Annotated in this window: 10 protein-coding genes and 1 pseudogene; all 11 read right to left on the bottom strand. The window is 33.0% G+C overall.

The genetic code is table 11. The features are described 5' to 3' along the window. The 11 genes and pseudogenes from STRUR_RS06755 to STRUR_RS06810 all read right to left on the bottom strand — a co-directional run bounded on the left by STRUR_RS06755 (window position 1) and on the right by STRUR_RS06810 (window position 12,245). Window positions 1-672 carry a tRNA (adenine(22)-N(1))-methyltransferase gene (locus tag STRUR_RS06755; RefSeq protein WP_006740123.1) on the bottom strand — a complete coding sequence of 224 codons (672 nt, stop codon included), beginning with the start codon at window positions 670-672 and terminating at the stop codon, window positions 1-3. Window positions 673-739: 67 nt separating this feature from the next. Then, a complete protein-coding gene (nth, locus tag STRUR_RS06760; RefSeq protein ID WP_006739111.1) occupies window positions 740-1,396 on the bottom strand; it encodes an endonuclease III in 657 nt (218 codons plus the stop codon). Continuing rightward, window positions 1,396-2,079, bottom strand: a complete 684-nt coding sequence (locus STRUR_RS06765) for a DnaD domain-containing protein (RefSeq protein WP_006738646.1) — start codon at window positions 2,077-2,079, stop codon at window positions 1,396-1,398. Before STRUR_RS06765 ends, nth begins: the two co-directional genes overlap by 1 nt. Before the next feature lie 17 nt (window positions 2,080-2,096). Then, a pseudogene (locus STRUR_RS11315) lies at window positions 2,097-3,013 on the bottom strand (homoserine O-succinyltransferase). Between the two features lie 109 nt (window positions 3,014-3,122). Next, the gene (locus tag STRUR_RS06780) at window positions 3,123-3,641 is read right to left on the bottom strand and encodes an adenine phosphoribosyltransferase (RefSeq protein WP_006739995.1); all 519 of its coding nucleotides are present in this window, start codon (window positions 3,639-3,641) and stop codon (window positions 3,123-3,125) included. Window positions 3,642-3,774: 133 nt separating this feature from the next. Further along, window positions 3,775-5,976, bottom strand: a complete 2,202-nt coding sequence (gene recJ, locus STRUR_RS06785) for a single-stranded-DNA-specific exonuclease RecJ (RefSeq protein WP_006738994.1) — start codon at window positions 5,974-5,976, stop codon at window positions 3,775-3,777. After that, the gene (locus STRUR_RS06790; RefSeq protein ID WP_006740196.1) at window positions 5,973-6,737 is read right to left on the bottom strand and encodes an SDR family NAD(P)-dependent oxidoreductase; all 765 of its coding nucleotides are present in this window, start codon (window positions 6,735-6,737) and stop codon (window positions 5,973-5,975) included. Before STRUR_RS06790 ends, recJ begins: the two co-directional genes overlap by 4 nt. Next, window positions 6,738-7,667, bottom strand: coding sequence for a ribonuclease Z (rnz, locus tag STRUR_RS06795; protein ID WP_006739250.1), 930 nt, complete (start codon window positions 7,665-7,667; stop codon window positions 6,738-6,740). Between the two features lie 51 nt (window positions 7,668-7,718). Further along, window positions 7,719-8,357, bottom strand: coding sequence for a hypothetical protein (locus STRUR_RS06800; RefSeq protein ID WP_006738758.1), 639 nt, complete (start codon window positions 8,355-8,357; stop codon window positions 7,719-7,721). Next, window positions 8,350-9,588, bottom strand: coding sequence for a GTPase HflX (hflX, locus tag STRUR_RS06805; protein WP_126430506.1), 1,239 nt, complete (start codon window positions 9,586-9,588; stop codon window positions 8,350-8,352). Before hflX ends, STRUR_RS06800 begins: the two co-directional genes overlap by 8 nt. Before the next feature lie 77 nt (window positions 9,589-9,665). Continuing rightward, a complete protein-coding gene (locus STRUR_RS06810) occupies window positions 9,666-12,245 on the bottom strand; it encodes a GBS Bsp-like repeat-containing protein (protein ID WP_006738421.1) in 2,580 nt (859 codons plus the stop codon). Between the last annotated feature and the right edge of the window lie 14 nt (window positions 12,246-12,259).

Genomic DNA, 12,259 nt, shown 5'->3' on the forward strand with positions numbered 1-12,259 from the left:
TTATATGACTCCTTTAATTGTAATTAATTTATCTTGAATCACCTTTTTAGCCTCTTGATTACTCTCAGGTATGGATCGTAAGGCATATTCTAACTTTTCCATTTCTTTTAACCATTTTTGTTTAAAGATATCAGATGGTTTTTCAAGTAATTTTGGCCCAAATCTTAGCTCGATGTTATTAAGTTTTTGACTTCCTTTTTCAGCAATAATGATTTCATAGAATTTATCATTTTCACTTAAAATAGTTTCATCAATAATTTTAAAATGATTGTGGATTAGCCAATTTCTCAAGTCATCTTCTCTATTATTGGGCTGAAGAATTAGTCGATCAATATTAGCTAATTTAGATTTACCATTCTCTAAAATCTCAACTATGAGTCTACCACCCATACCACATATCGTTATGACATTTACAGAGTCATTTTCATTAAAGGCATCCAATCCGTTTGCCAATCTTGCATTTATTTTATCATTTAGTTGATTCATATTAATATTGGAAAGAGCTGATTGATAAGGACCCGCTACAACTTCCCCAGCTATTGCTGAATTAATTTGATTTTGTGATACCAAATAAATTGGCAAATAAGCATGATCACTACCTACATCTAATAATACTGCTCCTTTAGGAACAAATTCAGCAACTTTACTTAATCGTTTTGATAATTTTTCCATTCATTTTCCTTCGTTACTATTCAATACTTATTTATTATATCAAAAAATGACCTCTACATGTAGGAGATCATTTCCTTGTTTTAACGACTTGTGTTTGATAGTAACGACAATAAGATTGCAATGGGCAAATATCACATTTGGGTTTTTTTGCCAGACAATGATACCTTCCAAAAAAGATTAATCGGTGATGTGTTGCTATCCAATCTTTTTTGGGTATCTTTGCCATCAAATCTTTTTCAATTTGTGTTACATCTGCTGATTCTTCAGAGATATTTAGACGTTTTGAAACTCTTGCCACATGAGTATCAACAGCGATAACAGGAACACCATAGACTTCTGCAAGAACAACATTCGCAGTTTTTCTACCAACACCAGGCAAAGACTCTAAATCTTTATGATTATTTGGAACTTGACCATCAAATGCAATCAAAACGCGTTGTGCGGTTTTGATAATGTTTTTTGATTTATTTTTATATAAACCAATCGTTCGCAAAATAGACTCAACATCTGTTAAATTAGCATCAGCCAAATCCTCAATCTCAGGATATTTGGCCCAAAGTGAAGGTGTTAGTTTATTGACCGCTTTATCAGTTGTTTGTGCTGATAGGATGACTGCAACTAATAATTGAAAAGGTGTTTCCCAATTTAATTCACCACGCGCATCAGGAAACATTTCTGATATTATAGCTAATACTTTTTTTAAACGGGTCCTTCCAATTGTCATTAATCACTCCATAGATTCATAGCTGATAAGAAATCATCTGAAACAGAAACTTGACTCTGTTGGTTTTCCTCTCTAGACTGTCGTCTTTCTTCAACTTGTCTGAGATTAATAATGCCTTCTTTTCGCCAGTTTCTTAAAATAGCTTGAATATACTTCCAATTTGTCTTTCCATTAAAAACAGCTTCTTTCAGTGCTTCTCTAATTAGATCTGGATCTGTATTATCTTCTAAGACAAGCTTTTGTAAGTCCTCAAGTTCAAATGGACTTAAAAGACGGCCTAATTCCCTTTCAAAATCCTCAGCTAATGATTTTAGATCACTTATATTTACTTTAGGTTTGATACTAGTATTTTGAGTTTCTTTTGCTATAAGTTGATCTAATTTTGATAGAACTGGACTAGCATCAAATAAGATTTGAATCTCTCCTGAAAGTTCAATCGTTTTCATGTCTAATAAATTTTGCCTAGTCAAGTCTGAAATAATTTGATTTACTTCAGCAACTGTTTTTCCTATTGCTGAGGCAATTTGACTGGGTACTAATTCATCCAAATGAATAGTATTTTGCATGTAAATAAATTGCCACACTAAAAATTCATCAGCATTTTGAAAAATATCTTTATAGTGAAATAATAATGCTTCTGGGATAACCAAATTACCATTCTTGTAATGTTGTAAATAAGTCATAAATCCTCTATGTCGTTTTATTCTAATGATTTTAGATCAAAAGGAGTTGCTTGATAAACAGCATAATTTATCCAATTGTTAAAAAATGTAGTTGCAGCCAAGCCCCATGAAAAATAGGGTTGCTTTTTAGGATCATCTCCTGGAAAATAATGAATAGGTTTGGGAGTATCTAAATCCTTTTGATAATCTCTAAGGTATTCTTTTTGAAGCGTCCACCGATCATATTCCAAATGACCAAAGCTGAACACTTGCCGTAAATCCTTACTTGCAAGTAAGGAAATGCCAACTTCATCACCCTGAGCTAAAATATCTAGAGAGTTTACCTTTTTAATCTTTTCTTCATCAATTGTTGTGTATCTCGAATGAGGTGCTAAAAAACTATCATTGAAACCTCTTAAAAGTAAATGGTCATTAAGTAAATTTTTCTGGTTATAAATGCCACTTAACTTGTAATCCAATACTTTTTTATGAATGTCATAGTGATAATAAAGTGCAGCTTGAGCTCCTCAACAAATATGAAGAGTTGAAAAAACATGTGATTTTGACCACTCAAACACCTCTACCAATTCATCCCAATAATCCACTTCTTCAAAATTTAATTGTTCTATTGGTGCACCAGTGACAATAAAACCATCATAATAATGTAATTTGACTTCAGAAAAAGAGGAATAAAATGATTCTAAATGATGTAGCGATGTATTTTTTTGTTGGTGACTTTCTAAATACAAAAAGGTAACATTAATTTGTAAAGGTGTATTGGAAAGTAACCGAAGCAATTGAAGTTCCGTATCTTCCTTAGTTGGCATCAAATTTAATATGAGAATATTTAGTGGTCTGATATCCTGACTTTCAGCTCTAGTTTGACTTATAGCAAAGATATTTTCTCTTGAGAGCTCCTCTAATATTGGCAATTTTTTTCTAAATTAATAGGCATTAAAACTATATCTCCCTGTTCTCATTATAATAACTATTATAAAACAAGGAGATATAGTTTTCTATTATATATTTTTTCTAACTAAATATAGTTTAATCCTATATTATTTCTAGCCAGGGAAATTCATCAAAATTTTTGTATCGTAACCTTCTATAGCATCACGACCATTAAGTCCATCTAATTCAATTAAAAAGGCACATCCAGCAACAATACCACCAAGTTTTTCAATCATTTCGATGGTTGCCTTCACAGTTCCACCAGTTGCTAATAAATCATCAACAATGAGAACTCTTTGACCTGGTTTAATAGCATCAGAATGCATGCATAAAGTATCAATCCCATATTCTTTTTCGTAGTCAGCAGTAATGACTTCACGAGGTAATTTACCTGGTTTGCGAACTGGTGCAAAACCAATTCCTAACTCAAAAGCAACTGGACAACCGACGATAAAGCCACGAGCTTCAGGTCCGACAATCATATCAATTTTTTTATCTTGAGCATATTGAACAATCTCACGAATAGCATAGCTATAAGCATTACCATCAGCCATAAGTGGACTAATGTCGCGGAAGGTTACTCCTTCTTGTGGGTAGTTTTCAATAGATGCAATATACTTTGTTAAATCCATAATAATAAAAAACTTTCTAGTGGCATTTTGCCAAAAATTAAAATACTCTTCATTATAGCATAAAATAAACATTTTGGTAAATCTTTATGATAATTAAATGACCTCAAAAGATGTAACCTATTTTCTATTGTTCTTAGGAGGTTAACCACTCATAGATCTCTCGTGGTGATCCTAAAGCCATTAATTCTTGATACGCCACAGTTTCTTTTAATCTTTGATAAATTTGACTTTCAGAAATTTTCTTTTTTGTAGCCTCTTTGTTTACCGTCATTAAACCATTTGTAATAGATACAAATTGAAGTTCTTCAAAAATTTGAATCATTTTGATCAAGAGTAAGTGATCAATTTTTAAATAGTGTGCTAAATCGCCTATCTTATAACGAATATCAAATTCTGGAAATTGATAAATGGTCTTGTATAATTTTGCATATTGCTCTCTTGTGCCATAACCTGTTAAATAGTAGGCATCTATAATTCTATTTTTGAAATAGACAGATTGAAATTTGTTATTCAAAAACAGTGACCTAAGTTCTTCTGGTTTATCTGGGATTTCAGTAATAATAACTTCACTTGTCTCTTCCGTTACTTCAAAAATATCTGTAACCCCTTCTGGTATTTGCGCATTACGATGTCTTAAATCGATCAATTGTACTCCATTTACTCTTGCATCTTCTAACATCAGTTGAAGACTAGTATTACCATTCCATTGGTTAACACTCATAGTCACAATAAGTTCAAGTTGAGTTGCTTGTTGAAACTCTTGATTGAGAAAGCCTTGATTAAAAGCAACAACATCCCCTTCAAATTGACCTTTTTTAATTTTTAGTTTTAGATGTTTATTGTCTTGACCCATAGTTCTTGCTGTTAATACTTCAAAATCTTTCATGTAAAAGAGAGGTTTAGGGTTTGACATTCCAAATGGTGCTAACTGATCTAATATTTTTATTGTCTTAAGGTTTAATATCTCTTCTATTAATTCATAATCTACCTTTAGTGGTGATTTTTGACGAGTATCTATATTATTTTCAAGAACATACTGACATAATATATCTGATAATGATTGTATATGCTCAACAGCTATGGTCATTCCAGCCGCGCCCGCATGTCCACCTACAGCTTCAAATAAATGCCTATTTTGATTTAAAACTTCAAAGATATTTAAGGATTCAATACTTCTAGCTGATCCTTTTGCAAAGCCATCTTTAATATCTAGAACAATTATGGTCTGACCTAAGTCTTCCATAAGTCTTCCAGCGACAATCCCTAAAACTCCTGGGTGCCAATTCTCTTTAGCTAAAACTTGAACAGGTTTTTCTTTATCAACTAAAGTTATTGCTTCTTGGTAAATCGTATCAACAAGCGCTTTTCGTTCATCATTTTTTGAGGATACTAATTGTGCAATCTCAGTTACAATGTCATCATCAAATCCTGTCAATAATTCTATTGCTGGATTTGGATCATCTAGACGACCAAGTGCATTTAATTGTGGAGCAATTTTAAAACCAATCGTATCTGAATCAATTGATTGACTAGAAACATTTTCTATATTAAGAAGTTCTTGCAATCCTAGTCTATCAGTCATCTTAAACATTTCTAGACCCAGACGAACCATTATCCGATTTTCGCCTTCAAGATTTACCATATCAGCTATAGTTCCGATAGCAACTAAATCAAGCATTTCATCTGGGATAGATTCTAACAAAGCACAGGCTAATTTAAAAGCTACTCCACAACCTGCTAAGTAAGGAAAAGGATAATTACCTTCTGGATGCTCAGGATGAATAATAGCAAAAGCCTCAGGTAAAGTTTCAGGTAAACCATGATGATCCGTAACAATCACATCAACATTATTTTCCTGTGCAAAATGAATAGCCTCATGACCAGATACGCCATTATCCACAGTGACTATTAGTGAAACTGCTTCTTGTTCAATGTAGTATTTATAAACACTTAAGTTAGGACCATAACCATCGGTAAAACGATTTGGAAGATAAATAATAGCTTGAGCGCCTAACATTTCAAATGTTTCTTTCATAATAGAAGCTGATGTCATACCATCTGCATCGTAATCACCATAAACTAAAATTTTCTCATTTCTAGAGAGGGCAAGACGAATACGCTCTACTGATTTTTCCATATCATGAAGTAAAAAGGGATCATGTAAATCTGATAAATTATCATTTAAAAAATGCGATAAAGATGCTTCCGATTGAATTCCTCTTTGGTAAGCAATTGATGCTGTTAAATCATCTAATCCAAGTTTTTTTGCTGCTTTTAAAAATTTTTCGTCAGTTTTAGTCTCAGAAATAATCCAATCATATTTTGACTTTATCATTTAAAATTAAATACCTTTCTTGCCAAAAAGTCAGCTATCTTAGGAAACAGATTATACATTTTGCTAGCAAAAGCCAAACTAAATGGTAAATTAAGTTCTCGTTTATTTTTTCCAATAATTTTTACAATTTTTTGTGCAACATCATTTGGTTCTAAAGCATATTTTTCAACACTCTTTAAGTAATCTCCGGATGGATCAGCCTTATCAAAAAAATTCGTTTTAATAGGTCCTGGATTCACCGTTGTTACTTTCACATGATGGTCAGCTAACTCTAAACGTAGCGCATTTGAAAAACCAATAACAGCAAATTTTGTCGCAGAATAAATAGATGATTTTGGTGATGCAATTAATCCAGCCATTGAAGCAATATTAATAATATGACCTTTTTGCTGTAATTTCATTTGTTTACCAACAAGGCGCGAAAAATGTATCGTCGCAACGGTATTAACATCAAACATTTTTGAAATAGAATGATCATCAAATTGATCAAACTCTTTAAACTCACCAAAACCAGCATTATTAATTAACACATCAATTTTTCCATATTGTAAGATAATTTGATTAACGACTTTTTGAATTGCCGTTGGATCACTAATGTCGATTTCAATACAATTTTTATTTGCAGTATGTCTGTATAGTTCTTCAAGCTTAGCTTTATTTCTACCAAGTAATACCAGACCATCTTCAGCAGGCAATCGTTTAATGATTTCTTGAGCAATACCACCTGAAGCTCCAGTAATTAAAATTATTCTTTGAGACATTTAAATCACCTCTTCTTCAAAATCTCTTACGATGTGAACATTTTCAAAAATACTTGCAGCATCTAGTTCCAATTTTTTACAATCTCTGCCAATAAACCTTGCTGAAATGTGATTTAATAACAAACGTTTTGCATTTGCTTCTTTTGCGATTTGTGCTGCCTGCATATTTGTTGAATGCGCGTGACGTTTCGCAATCTTATCATCACCTTTTCCATAAGTTGATTCGTGAACTAAAATATCCGCACCTAAAGCAAGTCTCACACTAGCATTAGTTTTTCTGGTATCACCTATAATTGTTACAATTTTTCCTTTTTTAGGAGCTGATATAAAGTCTTTTGCAATAATAATATTGCCATCTTCTAAAGTCACATCTTGTCCATTTTTCACTTTTCCAAACAAAGGACCAAATGGTACCCCAGCTTGCTTTAAAGCTTCAGCATCTAATGTACCTTCTAAATCTTTTTGTACTACCCTATAGCCCATACAAAAAACACCATGATCAAGCTTTTCAGAATAAACAACAAATTTATCTGTTTCCATTATTTTTCCAAGTTGTTTATCATCAAATTCAAAAAAATTAATATGATATGGAAGTCTTGAACCAGTTAATTTTAAGCTTGTCATTACATATGACTTAATCCCTACAGGACCATAGATATCGAGATCTGTTTGTTCCTCATTAGCTTGAAAAGCTCGGCTAGACAAAAAACCAGGTAATCCAAAAATGTGATCACCATGTAAATGGGTAATAAATATTTTTCTTACTTTTCGAGGTTTGATAGTCGTATTTAATATTTGTCTTTGAGTTCCTTCCCCACAATCAAACATCCAGATTTCATTGATTTCATCTAATAATTTTAGAACTAAACTAGAAACATTTCGTTGCTTACTTGGTTGTCCAGCTCCAGTCCCTAAAAATTGAATTTCCATTTTTTATATAAATCATTTCAGACAATCCAATTATTGCCTTAATGCTTCCTTTCACTTTTTCTTAACAAATATTGTTGCTTTTCTATCTTTTGAGTGGTAATAAAGTTCACCTTCAAAATCTTTCTTGAGTGTCACTAGATCTTCTTGATTAAAACTTGAAAGCTTCACAACGTTATCTGTTAATTTTTCTACTTCTGCTAATTCACTGACATTTTGTTCTAAAGTTTCAACAACCTCTAAATGAATATCAAAAGGTTTCATTTTAATAATATCATTTTCAATATAAATTAAATAATTTGGAAACACACTTGCTAATTCAAATAAAATACTATCTGTGATGATTTCTTTTTTTTCAGAAAAAACAATTGCTTCTTCGTCTTCATTTTTATAACAATATCCAAATGATTTTCCCAGCAAATTGAGCCTGACAAAAGGTTTTTCTTCTTGAAAACTTGGATTCTCATTTAAGATGCTTAAAGATTTAGACAAATCAAAATAGTATTGAGTAGCCTTTTCTGGAGACTTTTTCTGATATATCTCTGCAAAATAAGCATTTAAAACACTGGGTGGTGGTGTAATAAATTGAAGTTTTTGTTGATCTGTTAACTGTTTAAGAATATTTGTCAGATAAACAGTATCAAGACTTGTAAAACCACCGTATGTTTTTGCTAATTGAATAAAATCAGTCATAAAATGCCTCCAAATACCATCTATTTTTTTCAGAAATATAACCACTAATTTCTTCGACTTCATTTTCAAACTGGTAAGGTTCTATTAATGCTATTTTATTGAGTTCATATAATTTATATAAATCTTTTTGATGAACTTTAATCGAAAAAGGGATAAAAATATCTCTAATTTCATCTATTATTAACTTTCTCAATCTATCTGTACTATCACTTTTATAAGCTGATAACCTAACATTAGGGAATGCTGTGGCAGTTAATTGTTCTACTTTATCCATTTTATTATAAATAGCCAATTTAGGAATATCATTCATGCCTAAATCTTCTAGAATATCATTCACAACCTTTTCATGTTCCGTATGGCTTGGGTCACTTGCATCAATAACATGTAAAAGCAAATCAACATGTCGACTTTCTTCTAAGGTTGATCGAAAAGCAGCTATTAACTCTGTCGGTAAATCTTGTATAAAGCCTACAGTATCAGTCAAAGTTGCTTGAAATTGATTTTGTAAATAAATTTGTTTTGTTGTCGCATTAAGGGTAGCAAATAATTCATCTGCTTCATACTGAAAATCATCTACTAATAAATTCATGATAGTTGATTTACCAGCATTGGTGTAACCAATCAAACCAATTTTAAACGTTTTTGCATCTAATCTTTTTTCTCTAATGGTCTGCCTGTTTTTCTCAACTATTTTTAGTTGTCTTTCAATGTCATTGATTTGATTTCTAATTGATCTTCTATTTAGCTCAAGTTGACTTTCTCCTGGTCCTCTACTACCAATCCCCCCTGCTTGACGACTTAACATAACACCTTGTCCAACAAGTCGAGGCAGCATGTATTTTAATTGAGCCAGGTGAACTTGCAATTTTCCTTCATGACTTCTCGCCCTCAAGGCAAAAATATCCAATATTAACTGCATTCTGTCGATCACTTTAACTTCTAATAGATTTTCTAAATTAGAATTTTGTCGAGGTGTTAATCGATTATTAACAATAACAGAATCAATTTCATCAGCATCAATCATGTTTTTTAATTCAGTCAATTTTCCTGAACCGATAAAAGTTTTACTATCATATTTTTCTCTATTTTGATAATAAGTTGCAACAACATTTGCACCTGCTGTTTTAGCTAAATTTGCTAACTCTTGCATTGACATTTCAAAATTTTGCGTGTTTTGCAGAGATACTCCCAACAATATTACACGCTCTTCTTTTTGGCTTGTATCAATCATTTTTGTACCTCGCTTCATTATTGCGTACCCTCTATTATAACATAAAAATCACGGGAAACCCGTGATTTTCTTTAGCATTAAATACTAGCGTAATATTTTTGAATCCCTGAAACAATACCGTTTGCTAACTGTTCTTGGTAGGCAGATTGAGTAAGTTTTGTCATCTCTGAATAGTTAGAAATAAAACCTAGTTCAGCTAAAATTGCTGGAGCAGTCGTCTCTCTTAATACTGAGAAAGCTTCTCTTTTGACACCATTGTTTTGAGCACCGGTATTAGCAATTAATGCACTTTGAACGGCATTGGCTAAAATAGCACTTTTGGCAAGCCTTTCAGGATTTTCATCAAATACATCATTTATTTGTGATGGATAATCTGAATAATATTGATAATAATATGTTTCTATACCATTTGCAGCAGAACTTGTAGACGCATTAATATGGATGCTCACAAAAATATCTGCATTTGTTGCATTGACCTCTTTTGAACGGTCCAATAAATCAATAAAAACATCAGACTGACGGGTGGCAAGAACAGTATAACCCAAAGCCTGTAATTTTGATTGAACCAATTTTTGAATTTGTAGATTTAATGTTTTTTCATATTGATTGTAATATGAGGCTCCTGAATCATAACCACCATGTCCAGCATCAAGGTATATTACTTTATTAATAGCTTTATAATTGCCTTGCGATGCTGAAGTTGCTGTTGGTCCATTTAAAAGAAATTGACCTAGATTAGTTCCAGATGATGTACCATCACTATAATCTAAATAAGTATGTATTGTATAATTTCCTTGAATTCCATAATGATTAGCTTGATTAACAGTAATCACTACCTTGCCAGATTGATTAACACTAGAGGTATACCAATAAAGGTTACTCTGCTTTTCTTCTGACCATGCAGCCACTCTGACTTTATTTATGGTTTTATCGTTTTCTCCTTGTAAAACGACAACATCAATTGTCCCATCAGATTTCTGATAATTTTGAGTTGTTACTTTATTTTTTAAGTTTATAGTTGCATCTTGGGGTACATTTCTAGTCACTGTACTACTCTTTAAGCCATGGCTACCATTTTCAAAACTATAGGTATCAATGCGATAATCGCCATAACCTTTATGATTGGTAAATGGAATGAAAGCCTTACCTGTCGCATCTGCCTGATACCACTTAAGATCATCCTGACCGTTGACAACTGACCACACGGCAAATTTAACCTTTTGATAATTGGTGACCATATTCGAAGTGACCTTAACATTTATTCCACTATCAGTCATTTGTGTATCCACTTCAGTCTTAAGACTTGGTTTTGTGATTTGGTAGGCACCTAGATTTGTTCCTACTTGACTACCATCACTGTACTGCGTATAGACATGAACACGATAAAGATCTGTAGTATTACTCAAATCTGCTATATTAATAACTTGACTAGCTTGATTATTCTTAAGAACTGGTGTGTACCATTTAAGATCATCTTGACCATCAGTCTCTGACCAAGCTGCGATACTCACTTTGGTAATTGTTTTGGTACTACTTGTTCCTGTGACTTGGACGGTAAAGCTCGTCTTATCTTGTGCATAGTCAACAATGCTAACTTGTGCATTTGGTCGTGTATCCACATTATCATAACCAGTTACGGTTAAACCAACTTGACTGCCTGTTATCGTACTTTGGCCATAGATATGAATATTGTAATGACCCATTTCATTATGATGATCAGCAGTATTGACTGTTACTTGGTAATGGCCACTAGCTACTTGTATCGCTTGATACCATTTGAGGTCATCTTGATTATTTTGACTTGTCCAAACAGGGATACGGACTGCTGTGATAGTAGAAGGAACTTGAGTGACATCAATTTGAAATTGGGTGTCAGATAGTTTCGTCACCTCTGCACTGACTTGTGGTTTGGGAAAACTAAGTGTCAAGGCACTGACACCTGTCATTTGACCATTGGTCCTTGTATAAGTATTAACATGATAAAGACCGTATTCTCTATGCTTAGTTAAATCAACATAAGCTGCGCCTAAATCTGAGGCTTTATACCAAACCAAATCATTTTGAGCATTTTGGTCTCCCCAAACTGCAAAAATAACGTCGGTTCCTGCAGTCATTTCCTTTTGGTAGGTGATGTGTAGTGTCTTATCACCTTCTATGGTTGCCGTCACTGGAGCTTGAACTGGTTCTGTCGCTTGTGCTTGAGGACTTGTCGCTAAGACACGAGCTTTCACAAAACTTTGCGTTTGACTATTAATAGCACTAGAACTAGCTGTTTCTGAAGTGACTGTGTTAGCTCCTAAATTAACCTTGTCATCATTAGCCGTTTCGGAATCAGTAAGAGTTTGAGATTGACTCTCAGCACTACTCGTAGACGTTTCCCTACTATCAGAAGTGACACTCGCCATTTCTTCAGAACTTGTTGTCACTTCAGAAGAATGATCTGTCGTCACAGCTGTTTCATCACTTTGACTTGATGAAATCGTTGAAGTCTGCTCGCTACTTGGTGTACTTGCACTGGATTCTGTAGTTGTGGGATTAATCATCGTAGTATCACTACTGTCAGCTAAAATAGTAGCTTGGTGTGTTCCTAATATCGCAACCGTTGCAACACTGGCAATCACCCAGTGTTTTTTTGACTTATACATTTTCTTTTTCAACTAGTCTCTCTCGA

This window comes from Streptococcus urinalis 2285-97 (assembly GCF_000188055.2).
Taxonomy (GTDB): Bacteria; Bacillota; Bacilli; order Lactobacillales; family Streptococcaceae; genus Streptococcus; species Streptococcus urinalis.